25 protein-coding genes are annotated in these 23,771 nt (G+C 55.2%); 14 read left to right on the top strand and 11 right to left on the bottom strand.

Annotated elements, in window-relative coordinates:
* The first annotated feature begins 91 nt into the window (after positions 1 to 91).
* The 5 genes from ftsN to rraA all read left to right on the top strand — a co-directional run bounded on the left by ftsN (position 92) and on the right by rraA (position 4,625).
* Positions 92 to 1,093: a cell division protein FtsN gene (gene ftsN, locus APU11_RS12900; RefSeq protein ID WP_028028089.1), complete on the top strand. Its 1,002-nt coding sequence runs from the start codon at positions 92 to 94 to the stop codon at positions 1,091 to 1,093.
* Between the two features lie 94 nt (positions 1,094 to 1,187).
* The gene (gene hslV / locus APU11_RS12895) at positions 1,188 to 1,718 is read left to right on the top strand and encodes an ATP-dependent protease subunit HslV (RefSeq protein WP_008501802.1); all 531 of its coding nucleotides are present in this window, start codon (positions 1,188 to 1,190) and stop codon (positions 1,716 to 1,718) included.
* A 9-nt stretch (positions 1,719 to 1,727) separates the two neighbouring features.
* Positions 1,728 to 3,059, top strand: a complete 1,332-nt coding sequence (hslU, locus tag APU11_RS12890; RefSeq protein WP_013099313.1) for an HslU--HslV peptidase ATPase subunit — start codon at positions 1,728 to 1,730, stop codon at positions 3,057 to 3,059.
* Between the two features lie 67 nt (positions 3,060 to 3,126).
* Positions 3,127 to 4,047 (top strand): 1,4-dihydroxy-2-naphthoate polyprenyltransferase, encoded by a 921-nt coding sequence (menA, locus tag APU11_RS12885; protein ID WP_045901632.1) that lies wholly within the window; start codon positions 3,127 to 3,129, stop codon positions 4,045 to 4,047.
* A gap of 92 nt (positions 4,048 to 4,139) precedes the next feature.
* Positions 4,140 to 4,625, top strand: coding sequence for a ribonuclease E activity regulator RraA (rraA, locus tag APU11_RS12880; RefSeq protein WP_013099315.1), 486 nt, complete (start codon positions 4,140 to 4,142; stop codon positions 4,623 to 4,625).
* A 79-nt stretch (positions 4,626 to 4,704) separates the two neighbouring features.
* Here rraA and zapB read toward each other — a convergent pair whose 3' ends face one another.
* Positions 4,705 to 4,944, bottom strand: a complete 240-nt coding sequence (gene zapB / locus APU11_RS12875) for a septal ring assembly protein ZapB (protein WP_013099316.1) — start codon at positions 4,942 to 4,944, stop codon at positions 4,705 to 4,707.
* Between the two features lie 398 nt (positions 4,945 to 5,342).
* Here zapB and APU11_RS12870 point away from each other — a divergent pair, with 398 nt between their 5' ends.
* The 4 genes from APU11_RS12870 (at position 5,343) to fpr (ending at position 9,695) form a co-directional block, all read left to right on the top strand.
* Positions 5,343 to 6,188, top strand: coding sequence for an MIP/aquaporin family protein (locus tag APU11_RS12870; protein WP_013099317.1), 846 nt, complete (start codon positions 5,343 to 5,345; stop codon positions 6,186 to 6,188).
* Positions 6,189 to 6,209: 21 nt separating this feature from the next.
* Entirely contained in the window at positions 6,210 to 7,718 is a 1,509-nt protein-coding gene (gene glpK / locus APU11_RS12865; RefSeq protein ID WP_013099318.1) for a glycerol kinase GlpK, read from the top strand.
* Positions 7,719 to 7,841: 123 nt separating this feature from the next.
* Positions 7,842 to 8,852, top strand: a complete 1,011-nt coding sequence (gene glpX, locus APU11_RS12860) for a class II fructose-bisphosphatase (protein ID WP_013099319.1) — start codon at positions 7,842 to 7,844, stop codon at positions 8,850 to 8,852.
* Positions 8,853 to 8,948: 96 nt separating this feature from the next.
* Complete coding sequence (fpr, locus tag APU11_RS12855) at positions 8,949 to 9,695, top strand: ferredoxin--NADP(+) reductase (RefSeq protein WP_013099320.1); 747 nt, start codon at positions 8,949 to 8,951, stop codon at positions 9,693 to 9,695.
* Here the strand turns inward: fpr and APU11_RS12850 are convergent, their stop codons facing one another.
* The gene (locus tag APU11_RS12850) at positions 9,696 to 10,115 is read right to left on the bottom strand and encodes a DUF805 domain-containing protein (protein ID WP_020686904.1); all 420 of its coding nucleotides are present in this window, start codon (positions 10,113 to 10,115) and stop codon (positions 9,696 to 9,698) included.
* Between the two features lie 112 nt (positions 10,116 to 10,227).
* Here APU11_RS12850 and APU11_RS12845 point away from each other — a divergent pair, with 112 nt between their 5' ends.
* Both APU11_RS12845 and tpiA read left to right on the top strand, forming a co-directional pair.
* Positions 10,228 to 10,824 (top strand): DUF1454 family protein, encoded by a 597-nt coding sequence (locus APU11_RS12845; RefSeq protein WP_060578509.1) that lies wholly within the window; start codon positions 10,228 to 10,230, stop codon positions 10,822 to 10,824.
* A 111-nt stretch (positions 10,825 to 10,935) separates the two neighbouring features.
* Positions 10,936 to 11,703 (top strand): triose-phosphate isomerase, encoded by a 768-nt coding sequence (gene tpiA / locus APU11_RS12840; protein ID WP_003862019.1) that lies wholly within the window; start codon positions 10,936 to 10,938, stop codon positions 11,701 to 11,703.
* 47 nt (positions 11,704 to 11,750) lie between these two features.
* On the opposite strand, the gene APU11_RS12835 is transcribed toward tpiA, so the two are convergent.
* The 6 genes from APU11_RS12835 to cpxP form a co-directional block, all read right to left on the bottom strand.
* The gene (locus APU11_RS12835; protein WP_047023905.1) at positions 11,751 to 13,055 is read right to left on the bottom strand and encodes an SLC13 family permease; all 1,305 of its coding nucleotides are present in this window, start codon (positions 13,053 to 13,055) and stop codon (positions 11,751 to 11,753) included.
* Between the two features lie 73 nt (positions 13,056 to 13,128).
* Entirely contained in the window at positions 13,129 to 13,872 is a 744-nt protein-coding gene (locus APU11_RS12830; RefSeq protein WP_020686902.1) for a CDP-diacylglycerol diphosphatase, read from the bottom strand.
* 110 nt (positions 13,873 to 13,982) lie between these two features.
* Entirely contained in the window at positions 13,983 to 14,972 is a 990-nt protein-coding gene (locus APU11_RS12825; RefSeq protein ID WP_058651856.1) for a sulfate ABC transporter substrate-binding protein, read from the bottom strand.
* Positions 14,973 to 15,207: 235 nt separating this feature from the next.
* Positions 15,208 to 16,170 carry a 6-phosphofructokinase gene (gene pfkA / locus APU11_RS12820; RefSeq protein WP_013099327.1) on the bottom strand — a complete coding sequence of 321 codons (963 nt, stop codon included), beginning with the start codon at positions 16,168 to 16,170 and terminating at the stop codon, positions 15,208 to 15,210.
* A gap of 174 nt (positions 16,171 to 16,344) precedes the next feature.
* Entirely contained in the window at positions 16,345 to 17,238 is an 894-nt protein-coding gene (gene fieF, locus APU11_RS12815; RefSeq protein ID WP_013099328.1) for a CDF family cation-efflux transporter FieF, read from the bottom strand.
* Between the two features lie 153 nt (positions 17,239 to 17,391).
* A complete protein-coding gene (gene cpxP / locus APU11_RS12810; protein WP_013099329.1) occupies positions 17,392 to 17,898 on the bottom strand; it encodes a cell-envelope stress modulator CpxP in 507 nt (168 codons plus the stop codon).
* A 150-nt stretch (positions 17,899 to 18,048) separates the two neighbouring features.
* Here cpxP and cpxR point away from each other — a divergent pair, with 150 nt between their 5' ends.
* Entirely contained in the window at positions 18,049 to 18,747 is a 699-nt protein-coding gene (gene cpxR, locus APU11_RS12805) for an envelope stress response regulator transcription factor CpxR (RefSeq protein WP_003862004.1), read from the top strand.
* Positions 18,744 to 20,117, top strand: coding sequence for an envelope stress sensor histidine kinase CpxA (gene cpxA, locus APU11_RS12800; protein ID WP_013099331.1), 1,374 nt, complete (start codon positions 18,744 to 18,746; stop codon positions 20,115 to 20,117). Before cpxR ends, cpxA begins: the two co-directional genes overlap by 4 nt.
* Before the next feature lie 98 nt (positions 20,118 to 20,215).
* On the opposite strand, the gene yiiM is transcribed toward cpxA, so the two are convergent.
* Together yiiM and sodA are read right to left on the bottom strand one after the other, a co-directional pair.
* A complete protein-coding gene (gene yiiM, locus APU11_RS12795; RefSeq protein WP_013099332.1) occupies positions 20,216 to 20,890 on the bottom strand; it encodes a 6-hydroxyaminopurine reductase in 675 nt (224 codons plus the stop codon).
* A gap of 66 nt (positions 20,891 to 20,956) precedes the next feature.
* Positions 20,957 to 21,577 carry a superoxide dismutase [Mn] gene (gene sodA / locus APU11_RS12790; RefSeq protein ID WP_003861999.1) on the bottom strand — a complete coding sequence of 207 codons (621 nt, stop codon included), beginning with the start codon at positions 21,575 to 21,577 and terminating at the stop codon, positions 20,957 to 20,959.
* Positions 21,578 to 21,865: 288 nt separating this feature from the next.
* On the opposite strand from sodA, the gene rhaT reads away from it, so the two are divergent.
* Positions 21,866 to 22,900: an L-rhamnose/proton symporter RhaT gene (gene rhaT, locus APU11_RS12785; RefSeq protein ID WP_013099333.1), complete on the top strand. Its 1,035-nt coding sequence runs from the start codon at positions 21,866 to 21,868 to the stop codon at positions 22,898 to 22,900.
* Here the strand turns inward: rhaT and rhaR are convergent, their stop codons facing one another.
* The gene (rhaR, locus tag APU11_RS12780; protein WP_013099334.1) at positions 22,901 to 23,749 is read right to left on the bottom strand and encodes an HTH-type transcriptional activator RhaR; all 849 of its coding nucleotides are present in this window, start codon (positions 23,747 to 23,749) and stop codon (positions 22,901 to 22,903) included. It lies immediately after the preceding gene.
* Positions 23,750 to 23,771 lie beyond the last annotated feature (22 nt).

The following is a 23,771-nucleotide window of genomic DNA, read 5'->3' as shown; positions in this document are numbered from 1 at the left end:
TAAATGTCTTTAGGACACCCTTATCTGGTCAAAGCCCCGCCGCTTAAGTAACATGGCGGACTGACGAACGAATAAATACAGCGAAACGATAGTGGCACAACGAGATTATGTACGTCGCGGCCAGCCGGCACCTTCGCGACGCAAAAAGAGTAGCGCAAAGAAAAAGCAACGTAACCTGCCTGCTGTCTCGCCAGCAATGGTCGCTATTGCTGCGGCGGTACTGGTGGCCTTCATCGGCGGCCTGTACTTTATCACGCACCATAAAAAAGAAGAGGCTGAGGCCCTTCAGGGCAACAAAGTGGTTGGAAATGGTCTGCCACCGAAGCCTGAAGAGCGCTGGCGCTATATTAAAGAGCTGGAAAGCCGTCAGCCTGGCGTGCGTGCGCCGACCGAGCCATCCGCCGGTGGCGAGGTGAAAAATGCCGATCAGCTAACGGACGAACAGCGTCAGTTGCTGGCACAGATGCAGGCAGATATGCGCCAGCAGCCTACGCAGCTGAATGAAGTGCCGTGGAATGAACAAACGCCGGCGCAGCGTCAGCAAACACTGCAACTGCAGCGCCAGCGTCAGGCACAGATTCAGCAGCAACAACAACAGCAGCAGTGGACGCAAAACCAGCCGGTACAGCAGCCTAAAGCGCAGCCGCGCGTGACGGAACAGCCGTACCAGCAGCCGCAAACGCGAACGGCGCAGTCTCAGCCTGCTCAGCAGCCAAAGGCCCAGACGCAGAAGCAAACGGCTCAACCGTATCAGGATCTGCTGCAGACGCCTGCGCATACCACCGCGCAGCAGCCGAAAACACAGCAGGCCGCACCGGTCACCAAAGAGACCGAGGCACCGAAGCAAACGGCTGAGAAGAAAGACGAACGCCGCTGGATGGTGCAGTGCGGTTCGTTCAAAGGTGCCGAGCAGGCCGAAACGGTCCGTGCTCAGCTGGCATTTGAAGGATTTGACTCGCGCATTACCACCAATAACGGCTGGAATCGCGTGGTGATTGGCCCGGTCAAAGGCAAAGAAAATGCCGATGGCACCATTTCTCGTTTGAAAGTCGCCGGTCACACAAACTGCATCCGACTTGCTTCCGGGGGTTGAAACCCCCAAATTCCCCCCCATCTATCTTTCTATTCAGCCCTGAGCACAGGCTCAGGGCTTCTGTTTCCCGATTCTGTAACCAGGGGGTCTGCTCGTGACAACAATAGTAAGTGTACGCCGTAACGGCCACGTGGTAATCGCCGGTGATGGCCAGGCCACGCTGGGTAATACCGTAATGAAAGGCAACGTGAAAAAAGTCCGTCGTTTATACAACGACAAAGTGATCGCCGGTTTTGCAGGCGGCACGGCTGATGCTTTCACGCTGTTTGAATTGTTTGAACGTAAACTGGAAATGCACCAGGGTCATCTGGTGAAAGCCGCCGTGGAGCTGGCGAAAGACTGGCGAACCGACCGCATGCTGCGCAAACTCGAAGCGCTGCTGGCCGTGGCCGATGAAACCGCATCGCTGATCATCACCGGTAACGGTGACGTCATTCAGCCGGAAAACGACCTGATTGCCATCGGCTCTGGCGGCCCTTATGCCCAGGCTGCGGCTCGCGCACTGTTGGAGAATACCGACATGAATGCGCGTGATATCGCTGTGAAGGCGTTGGATATTGCGGGTGATATCTGCATCTATACCAACCACAACCACACCATCGAAGAATTGACCTCTAAAGCGTAAGGATCTCCCATGTCTGAAATGACCCCACGCGAAATTGTCAGCGAACTGGACAAACATATTATCGGCCAGGATAACGCCAAGCGTTCCGTGGCTATTGCTCTGCGTAACCGCTGGCGCCGCATGCAGCTCGACGAAGAGCTGCGCCATGAAGTGACGCCAAAAAACATTCTGATGATCGGCCCAACCGGTGTCGGTAAAACCGAAATCGCTCGCCGTCTGGCGAAACTGGCTAACGCGCCGTTCATCAAAGTTGAAGCCACTAAGTTCACCGAAGTGGGCTATGTAGGTAAAGAAGTTGACTCTATCATCCGCGATCTGACCGACTCGGCAATCAAGATGGTTCGCGTTCAGGCGATCGAGAAAAACCGCTATCGCGCGGAAGAGATGGCTGAAGAGCGTATTCTTGACGTGCTGATCCCGCCGGCGAAAAACAACTGGGGCCAGGCTGAACAGCAGGCTGAACCGTCTGCGGCACGTCAGGCATTCCGCAAAAAGCTGCGCGAAGGCCAGCTGGATGACAAAGAGATTGAGATCGATCTCGCCGCCGCGCCAATGGGTGTGGAAATCATGGCACCTCCTGGCATGGAGGAGATGACCAGCCAGCTGCAGTCCATGTTCCAGAACCTGGGCGGTCAGAAACAGAAAGCGCGTAAGCTGAAAATCAAAGATGCGATGAAGCTGCTGATTGAAGAAGAAGCAGCAAAGCTGGTGAACCCGGAAGAGCTGAAGCAGGATGCGATCGACGCGGTTGAGCAGCACGGTATCGTGTTTATCGACGAAATCGATAAGATCTGTAAACGCGGAAACGCGTCCGGCCCGGATGTCTCCCGTGAAGGCGTGCAACGCGACCTGCTGCCGCTGGTTGAAGGCTGCACCGTCTCCACCAAGCACGGCATGGTTAAAACGGACCACATCCTGTTTATCGCGTCCGGTGCGTTCCAGATTGCCAGCCCGTCTGACCTGATCCCGGAACTGCAGGGTCGTCTGCCTATCCGCGTTGAGCTGCAGGCGCTGACCACTGAAGATTTCGAACGTATCCTGACCGAGCCAAACGCGTCTGTGACCGTACAGTACAAAGCGCTGATGGCGACCGAAGGCGTGAACATTGAGTTCACCGAAGACGGTATCAAACGCATCGCCCAGGCGGCCTGGCAGGTCAACGAAACCACCGAGAACATCGGTGCGCGTCGTCTGCACACGGTGCTGGAACGCCTGATGGAAGATATCTCTTATGATGCGAGCGACCTGAACGGTCAAACCATTACCATTGACGCAGAATATGTGGGTAAACACCTGGATGCGTTAGTGGCAGATGAAGATCTGAGCCGTTTTATCCTATAATCGCGGTTACTGCATTCTCATCACATTTAATGGGGGCTAATGCCCCCATTTTTTTGGCTTAATAACTATGACTGATATCAGCCGTACTCAGGCGTGGCTCGAAAGTCTGCGCCCTAAAACCCTTCCTCTGGCCTTTGCCGCGATTATCGTCGGTACCGTCCTTGCCTGGTGGCAGGGGTATTTCAATCCGCTGGTTGCCGTGCTGGCGCTGGTCACCGCCGGTTTGTTGCAGATCCTCTCTAATCTCGCCAACGACTACGGCGATGCGGTTAAAGGTAGCGATAAGCCTGACCGTATCGGCCCTCTGCGCGGGATGCAGAAAGGGGTGATTACGCAGGCACAGATGAAGCGCGCGTTGATTATCACCGTGGTACTGATTTGTTTATCCGGCCTGGCGCTGGTGACGGTCGCCTCGAAAACCACCAGTGATTTCATTGGTTTTCTGGTGCTGGGCCTGCTCGCTATTATCGCCGCCATTACCTATACCGTCGGCACGCGCCCTTACGGTTATATCGGCCTGGGTGATATTTCCGTGCTGGTATTTTTTGGCTGGCTGAGCGTGATGGGCAGCTGGTACTTACAGGCGCATACGCTTATCCCTGCCCTGTTCCTGCCCGCCACCGCCTGCGGTCTGCTGGCAACGGCGGTACTTAATATCAACAACCTGCGCGATATCGACAGCGACCGTGAGAACGGCAAAAACACGCTGGCCGTGCGTCTGGGGCCGGTTAACGCGCGTCGCTATCATGCCTGCCTGCTGATGGGCGCCCTGCTCTGCTTCGCACTGTTCAACCTGATCTCGCTGCATAGCCTCTGGGGCTGGCTGTTTGTGCTCGCCGCGCCGCTGCTGATTAAACAGGCCCGCTTTGTGATGCGTGAGCTCAGCCCGGCAGCCATGCCACCGATGCTTGAGCGCACGGTAAAAGGCGCACTGCTCACTAACCTGTTGTTCGTGATAGGGATTGTCCTGAGCCAGACGCTGAGTTAACTGACAAATATCAATTAACAATTGATGATTTTGCCAACAACGCATTTCGCACGATATACTGAACACATTCGCAGCAACAGAGCGTTAAACCTATGAAATACGATACCTCCGAGCTTTGTGACATCTACCAGGAAGATGTCAACGTCGTTGAACCGCTGTTCTCCAACTTTGGTGGACGGTCTTCGTTTGGCGGACAAATCATCACGGTGAAATGTTTCGAGGATAACGGGTTGCTGTACGATCTGCTCGAACAGAACGGTCGTGGTCGCGTGCTGCTGGTTGATGGCGGCGGCTCCGTACGTCGTGCATTGATTGACGCGGAACTGGCCGGAATTGCCGTGCAAAATGAATGGGAAGGCATTGTGGTCTACGGTTCAGTACGCCAGGTGGACGATCTCGAAGACCTCGATATCGGCATTCAGGCGATTGCCGCCATTCCGGTAGGCGCCGCAGGTGAAGGCATTGGCGAAAGCGATATCCGCGTCAATTTCGGCGGCGTGACCTTCTTCTCCGGCGACCATCTCTATGCCGATAACACCGGCATTATCCTCTCCGAAGATCCGCTGGATATTGAGTAGTAAACAGTAAGCGAGCGCCATAAAAAAGCCGGGTGGCGGCTTCGCCTTACCCGGCCTGCTCAGTTCAATCCCAGGGGAATTAAACCTCTTCCATACGTCCCAGCAGCGCCTGCAGACGTTCCTGCCAGCCGTTCTGCTGTTCACGCAGCTGGTTGTTTTCGCGCTCCAGTTCTTCACGGCCGTGCTGAGCTGTCTGCACTTCTTGCGCCAGGCTGTTGTTCTTTTCTTTCAGCTCTTCAATTTCCATCTGCAGCAGCGTGATGGTGTCAATCGCCTGCTGTACTTTCGATTCCAGTTTCTCAAACACTTCTAAAGACATGATCCTACCTCTCCTGAATTGCAAGGCGACGCTTTAACGTAAACGCGCACAACATCTATGCCGATTGTATGAAGCCCCGTCGCCCCTGTCCAGCGACACACCGCGCAGATCGCGGTTTGCAACACTTTTCGGCCTCGTCCTGGTGCGTTCGCGGCAATTACCCCTAAGTTGTTAACTCATTAGTTAATGAAATGATTCAGCTCATACTCTCGCGCTGATGCAAAAATGCGCTTTATGGCGCGTAAACGCTCATTTTATTGACACAGACCACACATTTTGATTTCGATATTTCTCGTTTTTGCTCGTTAACGATAAATTAACACTATGTCTACAGGACATCATGGCTGTCACGGGCGGCCATGCTAACAATAAACATCAATCTCTTCAGGATTCCGATTATGAGTCAGACATCAACCTTAAAAGGCCAGTGCATTGCCGAGTTCCTTGGTACCGGGTTGTTGATATTCTTCGGAGTGGGCTGTGTTGCTGCACTGAAAGTGGCGGGTGCCAGTTTTGGTCAGTGGGAAATCAGTATTATCTGGGGTCTGGGTGTGGCGATGGCCATCTACCTGACTGCAGGTGTTTCTGGCGCACATCTTAACCCGGCGGTGACCATCGCACTGTGGCTGTTCGCGTGCTTCGACGGACGCAAAGTTGTTCCTTTCATTATTTCTCAATTTGCCGGCGCGTTTTGCGCAGCGGCGTTAGTTTACGGGCTTTATTACAATCTTTTCATCGACTTCGAACAGACGCATCATATGGTGCGCGGCAGCGTCGAAAGTCTGGATCTGGCAGGTATCTTCTCTACATATCCAAACCCGCATATCAATTTTGTGCAGGCGTTCGCAGTTGAAATGGTGATTACCGCTATTCTGATGGGCGTTATCCTGGCGCTGACCGACGACGGAAACGGCATTCCGCGCGGCCCGCTGGCACCTCTGCTGATTGGCCTGCTGATTGCGGTGATCGGCGCATCCATGGGCCCGCTGACCGGCTTCGCAATGAACCCGGCGCGTGATATCGGACCAAAAGCGTTCGCCTTTATCGCAGGCTGGGGCGACGTGGCCTTCACCGGTGGCAAAGACATTCCTTACTTCCTGGTTCCGCTGTTTGCGCCGGTTGTCGGGGCTGCGCTGGGTGCGTTTAGCTATCGCAAATTAATTGGTCGCCACTTACCGTGCGACACCTGTGTGGACGAGGAGAAAGAGACGACTTCTACCGCACAACAAAAAGCTTCGCTGTAATCTGACTACGGGACTTACACCATGACCGAAAAAAAATATATCGTTGCGCTCGACCAGGGCACCACCAGCTCCCGCGCTGTCGTAATGGATCATGACGCGAACATTGTCAGCGTGTCACAGCGTGAATTTGAGCAAATCTATCCTCGTCCAGGCTGGGTAGAGCACGACCCGATGGAGATCTGGGCATCGCAAAGCTCCACGCTGGTCGAAGTGCTGGCGAAAGCCGATATCAGTTCTGACGAAATAGCCGCAATTGGTATTACCAACCAGCGTGAAACGACAATCGTCTGGGAACGTGAAACCGGGAAGCCAATTTATAACGCCATCGTCTGGCAGTGTCGTCGTACGTCAGAGATTTGCGAACAGCTGAAGCGCGACGGTATGGAAGAGTACGTCCGCAGCGCCACGGGCCTGGTGGTTGACCCGTATTTCTCGGGTACCAAAGTGAAGTGGATCCTTGACCACGTGGAAGGTTCACGTGAGCGTGCAAAACGCGGCGAACTGCTGTTCGGTACCGTCGATACCTGGCTTATCTGGAAGATGACCCAAGGTCGCGTTCACGTCACGGACTACACCAACGCCTCGCGTACCATGCTGTTCAACATCAACACGCTGGAATGGGATGACAAGATGCTGGACGCGCTGGATATTCCACGCGCTATGCTGCCAGAAGTACGTAAATCTTCTGAAGTTTACGGTCAGACCAACATCGGTGGTAAAGGCGGCACGCGTATTCCTATCGCCGGTATCGCCGGTGACCAGCAGGCGGCGCTGTTCGGCCAGCTGTGCGTTAAAGAAGGGATGGCGAAAAACACCTACGGTACCGGCTGCTTTATGCTGATGAATACCGGCGAGAAAGCGGTGAAATCAGAAAACGGTCTGCTGACCACCATCGCCTGCGGCCCACGCGGTGAAGTGAACTATGCGCTGGAAGGTGCGGTGTTCATGGCGGGTGCATCCATCCAGTGGCTGCGCGACGAAATGAAGCTTATCAGTGATGCGTTCGACTCCGAGTACTTCGCCACCAAAGTGAAGGATACCAACGGCGTGTACGTGGTACCTGCGTTTACCGGTCTGGGCGCACCGTACTGGGATCCGTATGCACGCGGCGCGATTTTCGGCCTGACGCGTGGCGTGAATTCTAACCACATTATTCGCGCCACCCTGGAATCTATCGCTTACCAGACGCGCGACGTACTGGAAGCGATGCAGGCTGACTCCGGCATCCGTCTGCACGCTCTGCGCGTGGATGGCGGTGCAGTCGCGAACAACTTCCTGATGCAGTTCCAGTCCGACATTCTGGGCACCCGCGTGGAACGCCCGGAAGTGCGCGAAGTGACCGCGCTGGGTGCGGCGTACCTTGCGGGTCTGGCGGTCGGCTTCTGGCAAAATCTGGACGAGCTGCAGGAAAAAGCGGTTATCGAACGTGAATTCCGCCCTGGCATCGAAACCACCGAGCGTAACTACCGCTACAGCGGCTGGAAGAAAGCGGTGAAACGCGCCCTGGCGTGGGAAGAGCACGAAGAGTAATCATACATTCCCTCTCCCCCGGGGAGAGGGTCAGGGTGAGGGGCTCCGGCTGTACCGGTCCCCTCGCCTCGCCCCACTCTGTGATAAACTTCGTGCAATTCCTTTTGATTGCACGAGTACCTCATGAAACGTGAACTTGCTATCGAGTTTTCCCGCGTTACCGAAGCCGCTGCTTTGGCAGGCTATAAATGGCTTGGCCGTGGCGACAAAAATACCGCCGACGGTGCGGCTGTCCATGCCATGCGCATTGTCCTCAATCAGGTCAATATTGACGGCACTATTGTGATCGGCGAAGGCGAGATCGACGAAGCGCCAATGCTCTACATCGGTGAAAAAGTGGGTACCGGCAAAGGCGATGCCGTGGATATCGCCGTCGACCCGATCGAAGGCACACGCATGACGGCGATGGGTCAGGCCAACGCGCTGGCCGTGCTGGCCGTGGGTGATAAAGGCTGCTTTCTCAACGCACCGGATATGTACATGGAAAAGCTGATTGTCGGTCCAGGCGCGAAAGGCGCCATCGACCTCAGCCTGCCGCTGGAAGAGAACCTGCGTAATGTCGCCAGCGCGCTGAACAAGCCGCTGAGCGAACTCACCGTCACCATTCTGGCGAAACCACGTCACGACGCTACCATCGCGCAGATGCAAAAGCTGGGCGTACGCGTGTTTGCCATCCCGGATGGCGACGTGGCGGCCTCCATTCTGACCTGCATGCCAGACAGTGAAGTGGATGTCCTGTACGGTATTGGCGGCGCGCCGGAAGGCGTGGTCTCTGCTGCGGTGATTCGCGCGCTGGATGGCGACATGCAGGCCCGCCTGCTGCCCCGTCATGAGGTCAAAGGCGACAACGAAGAGAATCGCCGCATTGGCGAAGATGAGCTGGCGCGCTGTGAGGCAATGGGTATCGAAGCCAATAAAGTCCTCGCACTTCACGAAATGGCCCGCAGCGACAACGTTGTTTTCTCCGCGACCGGCATCACCAAAGGCGATCTGCTGGATGGCATCACCCGCAAAGGCAACATGGCGACCACGGAAACGCTGCTGATCCGCGGTAAATCGCGCACCATTCGTCGCATTCAGTCAATTCACTATCTCGATCGTAAAGACCCGGACGTACAGACGCACATTCTGTAAAACCGTTTGATCGATAGAGCTTTCCAGCCCGAATGGGCTGGATATCTTCATCACAAATACGGAAGATAGATCCGAGAAACAGCACAGGAGAAGATCATGGCGGACTGGGTAACAGGTAAAGTCACTAAGATAAAATTCTGGACCGATGCGCTATTTAGTCTCACCGTGCACGCCCCCATCCATCCGTTTACGGCCGGACAGTTTGCCAAACTGGGGCTGGATATCGACGGCGAACGCGTGCAGCGCGCTTACTCGTACGTCAACGCGCCCGATAATCCGGATCTCGAGTTCTATCTGGTTACCGTCCCGGACGGCAAACTTAGCCCGCGCCTGGCGGCGCTTAAACCCGGTGATGATGTCCAGATTGTGAGTGACGCAGCAGGTTTCTTCGTGCTGGACGAAATTCCGGACTGCGAAACCCTGTGGATGCTGGCAACCGGCACGGCCATCGGCCCCTATCTCTCCATTCTGCAGTACGGCAAAGACCTGGAGCGGTTTAAAAACATCGTGCTGGTGCATGCCGCGCGTTACGCCGCAGACTTAAGCTATCTGCCGCAGATGCAGGAGCTGGAGCGGCAGTATGCCGGAAAGCTGAAAATCCAGACCGTGGTAAGCCGCGAAACGGCAGCAGGTTCGCTGACCGGCCGCGTGCCGGCATTAATTGAGAGTGGAGCCCTGGAAGAAGCCGTTGGCTTGCCGATGCGTGCCGAAACCAGCCACGTGATGCTGTGTGGTAACCCGCAGATGGTACGGGACACTCAGCAGCTTCTGAAAGATACCCGGCAGATGACGAAACACCTTCGCCGCCGACCGGGTCATATGACCGCCGAACACTACTGGTGATCAGCGGTATTTCACCTCAAGAGTGTCTTTACCGTATTTGTTTTCGCTCTGGGTGCCGATGAACGCACCCAGATCGATAACCATCATCACAAAGATAATGGTCGGTAGCAGTCTGCCCACCACCCAGGGGAGGATGGACGGAAGTATTGACCAGTTCCCGGCGACCAGCATCCACGCCAGAATAATCAGAAAAGCCCATGCACCGGAACGACCGCGATCGTGCAGGCGTTTCACCACCACGGCCGCGGTTGGCCACAGTAAACAAACCAGCGCAAACGCCGCGGTTTGCGTGCTCAGCCATGCGTTATAGGCCACAAAAAACAGAAGCAGCATGGCGATAATCCACGTCGCCATCCAGATCCAGAAATCACGGCGTCCAATACGCCCTTTGAATGAAAACAACCACTGCTGTATGGTCATGTAAGGTTCCTTATTATCATATCGTGCGCATTTTACCCTGGAGTTGTGACCTTTTGACAAGCCGACCAGATATCGATTTAATCATGAGCACTTACGGCTAGGGACAATGTTGATGAAAAATTCGGCACACCTTCTTTTCCTGTGTTTCGCGATGCTGAGCGCCGGTCTCCCCCTGCACGCCGCCGAACCCCCTGCTCCGACAACCGCGCCCTACCTCCTGGCGGGTGCGCCATCGTTCGATCAGTCCATCAGTCAGTTTCGTGAAACGTTTAACAAAACCAATCCAACGCTGCCGATGGATGAATTTCGCGCCATTGATGGCGCACGCGATACTCCAAACCTGACCCGTGCCGCCAGCAAGATTAACGAGAACCTGTACGCGTCCACTGCGCTGGAGCGCGGTACGCTAAAAATCAAAAGTATGCAGATCACCTGGCTGCCGATTCAGGGGCCAGAGCAGAAAGCCGCCAAGGCGAAGGCGCTGGAGTACATGAGCGCGGTGCTGCAGGCATTTACGCCCGCACTGACAAAAAAACAGAGCCAACAAAAGCTGCAAAAACTGCTGGTTACGGGTAAAAACAAGCGCTATTACACCGAAACCGAAGGCGCGGTGCGCTATGTGGTGGCGGATAACGGCGAAAAAGGCCTGACCTTCGCTGTTGAACCGATTAAGCTGGCACTATCTGACACACTCGGAGGGGCGAATTAATGACAAAAAGCAAAGCCTTTCGAGGGAAAATCTCTATACTGATTCACAGACCATGCTGCCCGTCAGGGTGGCCATATTCCTTAATTCGCTTATTTAGCGTGGAGAATTGAAATGCGACATCCTTTAGTGATGGGTAACTGGAAACTGAACGGCAGCCGCCACATGGTAAACGAACTGGTTGCGAACCTGCGTAAAGAGCTGGCTGGCGTGACTGGCTGCGCGGTTGCTATCGCTCCGCCGGATATGTACCTGGATCTGGCTAAACGTGCCGCTGACGGCAGCCACATCATTCTGGGCGCACAGAACGTTGACGTTAACCTGTCTGGCGCATTCACCGGTGAAACCTCCGCTGAAATGCTGAAAGATATCGGCGCCAAATACATCATCATCGGCCACTCTGAGCGTCGCACCTACCACAAAGAATCCGACGAGTTCATCGCGAAGAAATTTGCGGTGCTGAAAGAGCAGGGTCTGATCCCGGTTCTGTGCATCGGTGAAACCGAAGCAGAAAACGAAGCAGGCAAAACGGAAGAAGTGTGCGCACGTCAGATCGACGCTGTGCTGAAGACGCAGGGCGCGGCAGCATTCGAAGGCGCGGTTATCGCTTACGAGCCAGTCTGGGCGATCGGTACCGGCAAATCTGCAACCCCAGCGCAGGCTCAGGCGGTTCACAAATTCATCCGTGACCACATTGCGAAAGCCGACGCGAAAGTGGCAGAGCAGGTCATCATCCAGTACGGCGGTTCCGTAAATGCCTCTAACGCGGCAGAACTGTTCACCCAGCCAGACATCGATGGCGCGCTGGTTGGCGGTGCATCCCTGAAAGCTGACGCTTTCGCGGTGATCGTTAAAGCGGCAGAAGCGGCTAAACAGGCGTAATGCTGTTGTGGCGGGTGGCGCTTGCGCTTACCCGCCCTACAAAATCGCTACAAACGACCTAAAACGCTAAACCACAGATAATCCAGCGGCAGCAGCACCAGATACGTGGCAATTGCCAGCGCCAGACAGAGCACCATCCCCGCCCTTGCAGGCACCTTTCCTAAGCCCATCGCCACCACTATCGGCGACGCCTGATACGGCAGCAGCGGCGTGGAATAGCCCAGCACCTGAATCATGATGACAGACAATAGCGGAAAGCCCGTCGCCTCTGAAAAATTCTGCGCCAGCGTGGTGTAAAGCGCCGGAACACCGTTAGCCGTCATAATAAAGTTCAGTGCCGTAGTGATCCCGGTCAGCGCCAGGAAACTGGTGAACGGTCTGTCGGCGTCCAGCGGCATTATCTTCAGCAACGCCTCCCCCACCGCCGGACCGATACCGGTTTGCGTCACCACAATGGCCAAACCGAGGATGCCTGCCACATAAATACAGGTGCGCATATTCACCCCCGCCGAGAACTCTTCTCCGGTGATAAAACCTACGCGTGGCAGCATCACAATGACCGATGCCGCAAGTCCGGTCCATGCCGGCCCCACACCGTGCCAGCTCTCCGTCACCCACATTCCCAATACCACCGCCAGCAGCCAGGCAAGGCGTTTTTCATCTCGCCCCATCGGTTCAGCGGGTGCCAGATCCCTGGGCGGCTTCGGGCTACCGGGGAATAACCAGCAGATTAAACCAATCAGAATCAACCCTTTGAGAATACCGAGCACGGGCGTGTGCAGCAGCAGATAAGGCACGTAGTTCAGATGAATACCGTATGAGCCCTCTGCCGCGCCGCTCATCACCAGATTGGGAACGTTGGCAGGCAGGATGGTGGCCGAAAGCTGGAAGGTGCCGAAACCAACGGCCAGCGCCAGGCCAAACCAGGCGCGCGACCCGTCGGCAATACCGGCACGTTTTGCCATCGCGGCCACGATGGGCATCAGCAGCGCGATACGCCCCATGTTCGACGGCATCACAAACGCCAGGGCATAACTCAGCAGAACCACGCTGGCCACCATTAGCATCCAGGAGTCGGTGAGCCGGGCGGAGAGCGCCCGTGCAGCCCTGTCAGCCAGACCGGTTTTCCGGATTGCCACCCCAAGCACAAAGCCGCTGAACACCAGCCAGAAGGCAGACGAGGCAAAGCCGCCAAAAATGACCTCCGGCGGGGCAATTCTGGCGGTCATCGCTGCCGTGAAGAACAGCAGCGCGGTAATGAATTCCGGCAATAGCGACGTCGCCCATAACACAATGGTGACGCCGACGATCGCTGAGGGCACAAACAGAGGGTGGGTTAACCAGAGCGACATGCCTGTCTCCTGTCGTTTTTTTCAGCAAGTCTACGGCGACAGGCAGGACGAGTAAACGCTATTTATGGTGGGGTCACTTCAGGATATCGCATTGATGATCCTGCAATTCCTCAGCCGACGCGCGGTTAAGCATCAGCAGATTACGTTCGGTTGCCAGCAACACAAACGAGCCATCCGACTGCTGGGCCATCGCCAGCGCGAAGCGCCCCATATGGTCACGCGCTTCCGGCAGCTCTTCCGCCAGCATCATAAACGGACTCCGCTGCACCAGCTCGTTCTCCGTCACCCGGCGAGCGAGATATTCATGTCCTTCCAGTCCACCGGGAAGTGGCAGCCATTGGGTGCTGATTTGCCCCTGCGCGGCATTGAGCTTCTCGCGCACGTCCGGGCGCAGGCAGGAGATGTGGATATGGAAATGATTCTGCGTGCGGCCCGTGGGTGAGTTGATGGTCAATGAAATTGCGCTGTCTGGCACCTCGGATCCGTGCTTCATGCTCATAAAGCTACGGGCCTGCCATGCCAGCCAGAAGAAGTTCGGTGTTTGAGGCTTTGTCAGAAGCGGGCTTTCGGTACCGTTGATGCGGTAGGTGGGCATCAATAAGTACTGCAGCGGACCGTTGCGATCCTTGAACACCACATAGCCCGCGTCAGGTTTCACCTGTGCACACGGCGCCGGATTGCGGTGCTGGATCTGATTCGGCACACACTGGTCCAGCACGATGTGACGCAACGCATTCGGATTACCTGCTTTCATCCAGTACACGCCACCCGCGGCAAGGGCGATAACAATCAGAATCAGTAAGATAATTTTTTTCACAATGCGTTCCCTGTTTTCAGTAGAGGCCAAAGAGTAACGCAAAATGATGACCAAATAAAAAACCCGGCGGATTTCTCACACCGGGTCACCGTGTCGTTCGTTACAAAAGCCTAGCGTTTGCTGATCTGATCGAATGTACCGCCGTTAGAGAAGTGGTCTTTCTGGGCTTTTGTCCAGCCGCCAAACTCATCATCAATGGTGAAGAGCTTCAGTTTCGGGAATACGCTGTCGTATTTCTTCGCAACCGCCGGATCGCGTGGGCGATAGAAGTTCTTCGCCGCAATTTCCTGGCCTTCCGGCGAATAGAGATACTTCAGGTAGGCTTCCGCCACCGCTTTGGTCCCTTTCTTATCGACCACTTTATCCACCACAGAAACGGTCGGCTCGGCGAGAATAGATTCGCTCGGGGTCACGATCTCGAATTTGTCTTTACCCAGCTCGTTGGTCGCCAGCAGGGCTTCGTTTTCCCAGGCAATCAGCACATCGCCAATGCCGCGCTCTACGAAGGTGTTGGTGGCGCCACGTGCGCCGGAGTCGAGCACTTCAACGTTTTTATACAGCGCTTTGACGAACTCCTGAGCCTTGGCCTGATCGCCATTGTTGTGATGCAGGGCATAGCCCCAGGCTGCCAGATAGTTCCAGCGTGCGCCGCCGGAGCTTTTCGGGTTCGGCGTGATGACCGATACGCCAGGTTTAACCAGGTCGTTCCAGTCATGGATCTGTTTCGGGTTGCCTTTACGCACCAGGAAAACGATGGTCGAAGTATATGGCGCGGAGTTATCCGGCAGGCGTTTGATCCAGTTTTTGTCGATGCGGCCACGTTCGGCAATTGCGTCCACATCGTAGGCCAGCGCCAGAGTCACCACATCCGCTTCAATGCCGTTGATGACGGAGGTCGCCTGCTTACCAGAGCCGCCGTGAGACTGGCGAACCACCACGTTGTCGCCCGTTTCCTGTTTCCAGTGTGCCGCAAAGACTTTGTTGTACTGCTCGTACAGCTCACGCGTCGGGTCGTATGACACGTTCAGTAACTGGATGTCCTTAGCCAGAACGCTGGTCGATGCCAGCAATAATGTTAAACCCACGCCCCATTTATTCATCGCCCAGCTCTCATGTGTAGTGTTTTGATGAATGCAGCGTGCCAGAAACGGAATTGATGATTAAAGAATAAAAAAAGATTGGCTATAACTTTGAGGAATAAAAAAGTGGATGAGTGGCCTGATGCCCTCACCCCAACCCTCTCCCACGGGAGAGGGCGCTACCATAAAAAACGGTAACCCTGGGGTTACCGTTTTGCATTTACCTTGCCGCCACCCGGCACAATACAAACACCGATCAGTACAGTTTTTTCGCGCAGTCCAGCCAGTCACCTTTGAACGGACGCTTCATGTTTTCGATGGCGTCGATGATGTCATGGTGAACCAGTTTTTCGTTCTGAATACCGACGCAACGACCGCCGTGGCCCTGCAGCAGCAGTTCAATGGCGTACGCACCCATGCGGGAAGCCAGGATACGATCGTATGGACCCGGGGAACCACCACGCTGGATGTGACCCAGAACGGTCGCACGGGTTTCGCGTTTGGTTTCTGCTTCGATGTACTTCGCCAGCTCATCAACGTCACAGATATGCTCGGTGATCGCGACGATGGCGTGTTTCTTACCTTTGGCGATACCGGCTTTGATTTCTGCAACCAGATCTTCACGGCTGAATTCCACTTCCGGAACCACGACGAACTCACAACCGCCCGCGATAGCCGCAGCCAGGGTCAGGTCACCACAGTAACGGCCCATCACTTCAACGATGGAGATACGCTGGTGAGAAGAAGAGGTGTCACGCAGACGGTCAATCGCTTCCACAACGGTACCCAGGGCGGTGAAGTAACCGATGGTGTAGTCAGTACCTTTGATGTCGTTGTCGATGGTGCCAGGCAGACCGATGCACGGGAAGCCCATTTCAGTCAGACGTTTTGCACCCATGTACGAACCATCACCACCGATAACAACCAGTGCGTCGAGGCCGCGTTTTTTCATGTTCTCGATAGCCACTTCACGCACGTGTTCGTCGCGGAATTCCGGGAAGCGCGCAGAACCGAGGAAAGTACCACCGCGGTTGATCATGTCAGATACGCTGTAACGGTCGAGCTGAACCATACGGTCTTCATACAGACCCAGATAACCATCATAGATACCAAAAACTTCCAGACCTTCCGTCAGCGCTGCACGAACAACCCCACGAATTGCCGCGTTCATGCCCGGCGCATCACCGCCGCTTGTCAACACACCGATTTTCTTAATCATGACTACCTCTGAACTTAGGAATGCAAAATTGAAATCTGTTGCCGGAAGAAACTTGTCGACCAACGAATACTGCAAATAGTATATCAACCACTTCCAGCTGAATTGATTCAGGTCAGACCAAATGGCGGTAATTTATACACAAAATGCTGGCCTGGCTCACTTTTTTACAACGAATTACGAAAGCCCAACATAACCGGGTACAACCGAGCAGGGATCCTGGTGAATAATGACGTCTGACCCAGGAAAACGCTGCAAAATTGCCTGCTCCACCTGCTCAGCAATAACGTGAGCCTGAACCAATGGCAGGTTGTCTTCCATTTCTATGTGAATCTGAATAAAGCGGGTCGGCCCTGACTGCCGCGTACGAAGATCGTGAGCACCACTGACACCCGGCCAGGAGGTCACGATAGTATAAATTTCATCGCGTTCTGCGTCGGGGAGCGCACGGTCAAGAAGCGATTGCACCGCGTCATACCCCATCCGCAAAGCGCTGTATAAAATATAGATGCCAATCCCTAACGCAAATAACGCATCGGCCCGATGCCAGCCATACCAGGCCAGACCGAGCGCAATAAGAATAGCGCCATTCATCATAACATCAGACTGATAATGAAGCATATCCGCCCGTACAGCCTGACTTTGCGTTTTTCGAACCACCCAGCGCTGGAACGTTACAAGAACAAGGGTGCATATAAGTGCAGCCACCGTCACCACCACGCCCACGCCGGGATCGTTCATGGGTGATGGCGAAACAAGATGCTGAATGCCGGTTAAAAACAGAAACAGCGCAGAGCCGGAAATAAACATACTTTGCGCCAGCGCCGCCAGCGATTCGGCTTTGCCGTGTCCGAAGGTGTGCTCTTCATCCGCCGGTTGCAGCGAGTAACGCACCACCAGCAGGTTGGTCAGCGAGGCGGCAATATCCATCAGCGAGTCCACCAGCGCCGCCAGAATACTGACCGAGCCCGTGTACCACCACGCGAATATTTTGATGACCAGTAAGCTTGAGGCCACCACCGTCGCGGCAATGGCGGCCCGGCTGACCAGTCTTCCATAGGATTGATTCATAAATACTCCTGTCATGCCATGCCGCTAGTATAACGGAAGGTTACGGAGTCAAAGGATGAATAAACGGTTAACACATCAGAATGAAGGGCAAAAAAAACCCCCACATCATGTGGGGGAAGACAGGGATGGTGTCTATGGCAAGGAAAACAGGGTTTACTGGTTACTACGGGTACTGCTATTGCTACTGAAAAGCGTCGTTTCTGAGCTTCGCTGCATCCGTGCAACCTTACGCAATTGGTCCATACGTTGCTGATGTTTCTGGTTCAAAACCGCTTGCTGCTCGGGCGACAACAGGTGGAACATCTGGTTGCGAACCTTCGCCATCTCTACCTGGCGGGCAACCTGCTCCTGTGCCATTTTTTCTGCCTGAGCACGTACAGCGTTTTCGTCAAAATTTTCTGCGGTGACAAGGCGATGCATTGTCTCCATTTCGCTAACATTAACAGGGGGCTGATCGTGTCGTGCCCTCTGCATCAGATCTCGCATCTGTTGACGCTGATGTTCGGTTAAACTTATGCCGTCAAACATATGGCTTTGGCTGCTGTGCTGCGCGATGCCCTCTTGTGAGGACGCGTTATCGCCGATGATAGCTACAGCGGCCTGGCTAAACGCACTGAACGCCAGCGTTGAGGCCATGACGGCAGCGGTAACTTTGCGCATCACTTGCTCCCAAAATCTTTCATGTCGCGATTCAACGAGAGACAGTCTACGATTCAGGCTGCAAACATGCGTCAGGGGGTGTAAAACAACGTAAAGTCATGGATTAGATAGCCTTGATGTCGTAATTTCTGCCTCGGAGGTATTTAAACAATGAATAAAATCCTGTTAGTTGATGATGACCGAGAGCTCACATCTCTTTTAAAGGAGTTGCTCGACATGGAAGGTTTCAACGTTCTGGTCGCCCATGATGGCGAGCAGGCGCTGAGTCTCCTTGACGACAGCATCGATCTACTTTTGCTCGACGTCATGATGCCGAAGAAAAACGGCATTGATACGCTGAAAGAGCTTCGCCAGACACACCAGACCCCCGTTATCATGCTGACCGCACGCGGCAGCGAACTAGACCGTGTACTCGGCCTTGAGCTGGGTGCGGATGACTATCTACCGAAGCCGTTCAACGACCGCGAACTGGTCGCCCGTATTCGCGCTATCCTGCGTCGTTCCCACTGGAGCGAACAGCAGCAGAATACTGACAACAGTTCACCGACGCTGGAAGTGGACTCCCTGAGCCTCAATCCGGGTCGTCAGGAAGCGAGCTTTGACGGTGAAACGCTGGAGCTGACCGGTACCGAGTTCACGCTGCTGTATCTGCTGGCGCAGCACCTCGGCCAGGTGGTATCGCGTGAACACTTAAGCCAGGAAGTGCTGGGTAAACGCCTCACGCCGTTTGACCGCGCCATCGATATGCATATCTCGAACCTGCGCCGCAAACTGCCGGAGCGTAAAGACGGTCATCCGTGGTTTAAAACCCTGCGTGGTCGCGGCTATCTGATGGTTTCCGCTTCATGATAGGAAGCTTAACCGCCCGCATCTTCGCCATCTTCTGGCTGACGCTGGCACTGGTTTTAATGCTGGTTTTGATGTTGCCAAAACTCGACTCACGCCAGATGACGGAGCTTCTCGACAGCGAGCAACGTCAGGGCGTGATGATCGAGCAGCACGTAGAAGCCGAGCTGGCAAACGATCCGCCAAACGATTTGATGTGGTGGCGCAGGCTGTTTCGCGCTATCGACAAATGGGCACCTCCCGGACAACGCCTGCTGCTGGTGACCAGCGAAGGCCGCGTGATTGGCGCGGATCGCAATGAAATGCAGATCATCCGCAACTTTATTGGCCAGGCGGATAACGCCGATCATCCGCAGAAGAAAAAATATGGTCGGGTTGAGATGGTGGGCCCTTTCTCAGTCAGGGATGGGGAAGATAACTACCAGCTTTATTTGATTCGCCCGGCGAGCAATTCCCAGTCCGATTTTATCAACCTGCTGTTTGACCGTCCGCTTCTGCTGCTGATTGTGACGATGCTGGTCAGTTCACCGCTGTTGCTTTGGCTGGCGTGGAGTCTGGCGAAACCGGCGCGTAAGCTGAAAAACGCCGCCGACGAAGTGGCGCAGGGTAACCTGCGACAGCACCCTGAGCTGGAAGCCGGACCGCAGGAGTTTCTTGCCGCCGGGGCCAGTTTCAACCAGATGATCACCGCTCTTGAGCGCATGATGACCACGCAGCAGCGGCTGCTGTCGGATATCTCGCACGAACTGCGTACGCCACTCACGCGACTCCAGCTGGGCACCGCGCTGCTGCGTCGCCGCAGCGGTGAGAGCAAAGAGCTGGAACGTATCGAAACCGAAGCCCAGCGTCTGGACAGCATGATCAACGATCTGCTGGTGATGTCGCGCAATCAGCAAAAAAACGCGCTGGTGAGCGAAACGGTGAAAGCCAATCAGCTGTGGCATGAAGTGTTAGACAACGCGGCGTTCGAAGCGGAACAGATGGGTAAATCGTTCACCGTCAACTTCCCGCCGGGGCCATGGCCGCTGTACGGTAACCCCAACACGCTGGAGAGCGCGCTGGAGAATATCGTGCGTAACGCCCTGCGTTACTCGCATACGAAGATTGAGGTGGCCTTCTCGGTGGATAAAGACGGTATCACCATCATTGTGGATGACGATGGTCCAGGCGTAAGCCCGGAAGATCGCGAGCAGATTTTCCGTCCGTTCTACCGCACCGACGAGGCGCGGGACCGTGAATCTGGCGGTACCGGGCTGGGTCTGGCGATTGTTGAAACCGCTATGCAGCAGCATCGCGGCTGGGTGAAAGCCGACGACAGTCCGTTGGGTGGGCTGCGGTTAACGCTGTGGCTACCGTTGTATAAGCGCGCGTAATCCCCTCACCCTAACCCTCTCCCCAAAGGGGAGAGGGGACTGCTCGGTGCGGTTTTTTTACCCTCGCCCCTTTGGGGAGAGGGCCGGGGTGAGGGGCACTATTTCCCCCACAATCTCCGCGAATTATCCTCAATCTGCCGACTAGTGCGGCGTTTCTGCATCGTTCTTGTCCAGCTGGTGGATAACCCTGCCGCCGACAGCAGCCGATGATACTGCTCGTCATCAAACGGCATATGCCAGGCAATGGCACAAGCGTCATACACCGACACATCGCTCAGGCGCGACACCAGCTCCAGCGGCGCATCCGCAGACACCTGCCCCGCCAGCACCACCCGGTACAACCAGCCGGTTTTACCCGCGCTCTGCAGCCGTGCGGACATGTCGTTAATGCCGAAATGGAAGTTAAGCTTGAAGCATGGCGAGCGCGGTTGCGTTACCTGAATCAGGGCATCACCCCAGCGGAAAATATCACCGATGAAGACGTTCTTCTCCGTCAGCCCTTCGGTGGAGAGATTCTCACCGAACGCGGGGGCGACGAACAGGTCCGCCTGTTCAGGGAATTCGGTTATCCAGTATTGATAATGCTCGCGCGGATAGTGGCACAGCGCGCGTTCGGGCCCGCCGTGAATTTTCTTCTCGGCCTGCTCGTCGCCCGCAAGCCCGAGCTCGGTTAACGTCAGCTCTCCGTCGACCTGCACTTTGGCGATGGCGCTCGGGCGGCTGCCGTCGTATTCCCTTACCTTGCCTGTAAACACATTCACCGGGTAATGCATCTCTACTCCTTCAGATACAAAAAAAGCGAGTCAACAGACTCGCTTCTCACAGGCATCAATGCAACCTTATTTTTTCGCGGCGAAACGCGCTGCAGCTTCGTCCCAGTTCACCACATCCCAGAAGGCTTTGATGTAGTCCGGGCGACGGTTCTGGAACTTCAGGTAGTAAGCGTGTTCCCACACGTCCAGACCCAGAATTGGGAAACCAGATGCGCCAGAGATCGCTTCACCCATCAGCGGGGAGTCCTGGTTTGCGGTAGAAACGACCGCCAGTTTGTCACCTTTCAGAACCAGCCACGCCCAGCCGGAGCCGAAACGGGTTGCAGCCGCTTTTTCGAATTCCGCTTTGAAGTTATCAACAGAACCGAAGTCGCGCTCGATAGCCGCTTTCAGGTCGCCCTGCAGGGTGGTACCGGTTTTGAGGCCTTTCCAGAACAGGCTGTGGTTAGCGTGGCCGCCCGCGTTGTTACGCAGTACGGTTTTCTTGTCCGCTGGCAGCTGGTCCAGTTTGGTGATCAGCTCTTCAACAGGCAGGTTAGCGAACTCTGGCAGGCTTTCCAGCGCAGCATTCGCGTTGTTCACATAGGTCTGGTGGTGTTTAGTGTGATGGATTTCCATCGTCTGCTTGTCGAAATGCGGTTCCAGTGCGTCATAGGCATACGGCAGGGATGGCAGTGTATAACTCATAATCCTCTCCATTAGTGTCGGGCGGCACAGCTGTTAATGCCGCGTAAGCAGTTGGTTCATTATAGTTAATTAAATGATATTGAAAATGATTATCAATGCCGTAGTTTTTATAAGGTTATTTGGGTTTTGCCAAATGACAAAATTGTGAGTCTGCTCACCCGGTTAACGTGCTGATTGCCATCCAGAACCAAAGTGCGGCAACCTTCTGAAGGTTCCTGAACCGCCTAATTTTTACACTCATCAAGTCGGGGGGAAGCCACCGGCTATAAAAACGATGAGGACGTAAAAATGAATCATGCGATTACGATGGGTATCTTCTGGCATTTGATAGGCGCAGCCAGTGCAGCCTGTTTCTATGCCCCGTTCAAAAAGGTGAAAGGGTGGTCGTGGGAAACCATGTGGTCGGTTGGCGGTACCGTCTCCTGGCTGATTTTGCCGTGGACCATTAGCGCCATGCTGCTCCCGGATTTCTGGGGCTACTTCACCTCCTTCAGTGCCTCCACCCTGCTGCCGGTGTTTCTGTTCGGTGCGATGTGGGGCATCGGCAACATCAACTATGGCCTGACCATGCGCTACCTCGGGATGTCGATGGGTATCGGCATCGCAATTGGCATTACCCTGATCGTCGGCACGCTGATGACGCCCATTCTTAACGGCAATGTCGATGTGTTGCTCAACACCAAAGGCGGGCAGATGACGCTGCTGGGCGTGCTTGTCGCGGTGATCGGCGTGGGTATCGTCACCCGTGCGGGTCAGCTGAAAGAGCGCAAGATGGGCATCAAAGCCGAGGACTTTAACCTGAAGAAAGGGCTGCTGCTGGCAGTGATGTGCGGCATCTTCTCGGCGGGCATGTCGTTCGCCATGAACGCCGCAAAACCTATGCACGAAGCGGCCGCCGCGCTGGGCGTCGACCCGCTGTACGTGGCGCTACCAAGCTACGTGGTGATCATGGGCGGCGGCGCGCTGGTAAACCTCGGCTTCTGCTTCATTCGTCTGGCAAAAGTGAAGGATCTGTCGGTAAAAGCCGATTTCTCACTGGCAAAATCCTTAATCATCACCAATGTGCTGTTGTCGATGCTGGGCGGTCTCATGTGGTATCTGCAGTTCTTTTTCTACGCCTGGGGTCACGCCAGCATTCCACCGCAGTACGACTACATAAGCTGGATGCTGCACATGAGCTTCTACGTACTGTGTGGCGGACTGGTTGGGCTGGTACTGAAGGAGTGGAATAACGCCGGGCGTCGTCCGGTGGGCGTCCTGAGCCTGGGCTGCGTGGTGATCATCATTGCCGCTAACATTGTCGGCCTCGGCATGGCGAACTGATTACGCTGCCTTTCGACTGCGATGACGCCACTGAACCGGCGTCATCCCCACCTCGCGGTTAAACACCACCGAAAAGTAATTACTGTCCTCAAACCCGCAGCGCATCGCCACCTCACTGACCATCAGCTCCGTATGCTGCAACAGATACTGGGCGTGGCAGATGCGCAGCTGGCGCAGGTAGTGATTCACCGTCATCCCCGTCTGGGTGCGGAACTGCTGGCGCAGCGCGCGCTCGCTGCACTGCTCCTGCTCGCAGAACTTTTCCAGCACGAAACTTTTGTTCAGGCTGCCCGCAAGCCGGGCGATCAGCTTGTCCAGCAGCGCTTCCTGAACGGTCGCGGAGGGGTTATCGGTAGCGTAACGATGGCGTTTGAGAGTCATGACCAGCTGGGCGAACAGCAGTTCCGCCATCGGGTTTGCCACCGGATCGTGCTTCTGGCTCTCCTGCTCCAGCTGGGAGATCGTCTGGCGCACCTGTGCCATGCCGCTGCTGCTCAAGCGCCAGTGGGGTTCGCCTCTGGCATTGAGAAAACCGGGGATATGGGCCGCCCAGTCGACGTTCAGTTTGAGCCTGTCCGGGCAGTAGATCACGTTCTGCAACACCAGATCGTTAACCGAGGCGTAGGCGTGTTTGTCTTCGGCGCGGATATAAAACAGATCGCCACGCGTAATGCGGTAGGGCCTGTCATTGAGGATGTGTAAGCCGTTGCCGCGCCACACCAGCACCAACTCGCAAAATTCATGGGTATGCTCGGCAAAGACATTTTGCGGGTAGCGGTCGGCCACCGCGACGGCCTGACTCGCGGAGGCAAAAAAATCATCTTTGCGAAGAATTAACTGAGCGGCCACACCACAACCTCTACGGTGAATA

It is taken from the genome of Enterobacter sp. 50793107 (assembly GCF_001463365.1).
GTDB lineage: Bacteria > Pseudomonadota > Gammaproteobacteria > Enterobacterales > Enterobacteriaceae > Enterobacter > Enterobacter cloacae.
The sequence above is the reverse complement of the archived record's forward strand: the minus strand, read 5'-3'. Positions and strand labels throughout refer to the sequence as shown.

Excerpts from the sequence above, each read along its gene's own strand:
- glpK (WP_013099318.1), top strand. The coding sequence starts at position 6,210 with ATGACCGAAAAAAAATATATCGTTGCGCTCGACCAGGGCACCACCAGC.
- APU11_RS12825 (WP_058651856.1), bottom strand. The coding sequence starts at position 14,972 with ATGAATAAATGGGGCGTGGGTTTAACATTATTGCTGGCATCGACCAGC.
- cpxA (WP_013099331.1), top strand. The coding sequence starts at position 18,744 with ATGATAGGAAGCTTAACCGCCCGCATCTTCGCCATCTTCTGGCTGACG.
- pfkA (WP_013099327.1), bottom strand. The coding sequence starts at position 16,170 with ATGATTAAGAAAATCGGTGTGTTGACAAGCGGCGGTGATGCGCCGGGC.
- glpX (WP_013099319.1), top strand. The coding sequence starts at position 7,842 with ATGAAACGTGAACTTGCTATCGAGTTTTCCCGCGTTACCGAAGCCGCT.
- tpiA (WP_003862019.1), top strand. The coding sequence starts at position 10,936 with ATGCGACATCCTTTAGTGATGGGTAACTGGAAACTGAACGGCAGCCGC.
- cpxP (WP_013099329.1), bottom strand. The coding sequence starts at position 17,898 with ATGCGCAAAGTTACCGCTGCCGTCATGGCCTCAACGCTGGCGTTCAGT.
- fieF (WP_013099328.1), bottom strand. The coding sequence starts at position 17,238 with ATGAATCAATCCTATGGAAGACTGGTCAGCCGGGCCGCCATTGCCGCG.
- zapB (WP_013099316.1), bottom strand. The coding sequence starts at position 4,944 with ATGTCTTTAGAAGTGTTTGAGAAACTGGAATCGAAAGTACAGCAGGCG.
- rraA (WP_013099315.1), top strand. The coding sequence starts at position 4,140 with ATGAAATACGATACCTCCGAGCTTTGTGACATCTACCAGGAAGATGTC.
- menA (WP_045901632.1), top strand. The coding sequence starts at position 3,127 with ATGACTGATATCAGCCGTACTCAGGCGTGGCTCGAAAGTCTGCGCCCT.
- APU11_RS12850 (WP_020686904.1), bottom strand. The coding sequence starts at position 10,115 with ATGACCATACAGCAGTGGTTGTTTTCATTCAAAGGGCGTATTGGACGC.
- APU11_RS12835 (WP_047023905.1), bottom strand. The coding sequence starts at position 13,055 with ATGTCGCTCTGGTTAACCCACCCTCTGTTTGTGCCCTCAGCGATCGTC.
- yiiM (WP_013099332.1), bottom strand. The coding sequence starts at position 20,890 with ATGCATTACCCGGTGAATGTGTTTACAGGCAAGGTAAGGGAATACGAC.
- cpxR (WP_003862004.1), top strand. The coding sequence starts at position 18,049 with ATGAATAAAATCCTGTTAGTTGATGATGACCGAGAGCTCACATCTCTT.
- sodA (WP_003861999.1), bottom strand. The coding sequence starts at position 21,577 with ATGAGTTATACACTGCCATCCCTGCCGTATGCCTATGACGCACTGGAA.
- rhaT (WP_013099333.1), top strand. The coding sequence starts at position 21,866 with ATGAATCATGCGATTACGATGGGTATCTTCTGGCATTTGATAGGCGCA.
- fpr (WP_013099320.1), top strand. The coding sequence starts at position 8,949 with ATGGCGGACTGGGTAACAGGTAAAGTCACTAAGATAAAATTCTGGACC.
- APU11_RS12870 (WP_013099317.1), top strand. The coding sequence starts at position 5,343 with ATGAGTCAGACATCAACCTTAAAAGGCCAGTGCATTGCCGAGTTCCTT.
- hslU (WP_013099313.1), top strand. The coding sequence starts at position 1,728 with ATGTCTGAAATGACCCCACGCGAAATTGTCAGCGAACTGGACAAACAT.
- APU11_RS12845 (WP_060578509.1), top strand. The coding sequence starts at position 10,228 with ATGAAAAATTCGGCACACCTTCTTTTCCTGTGTTTCGCGATGCTGAGC.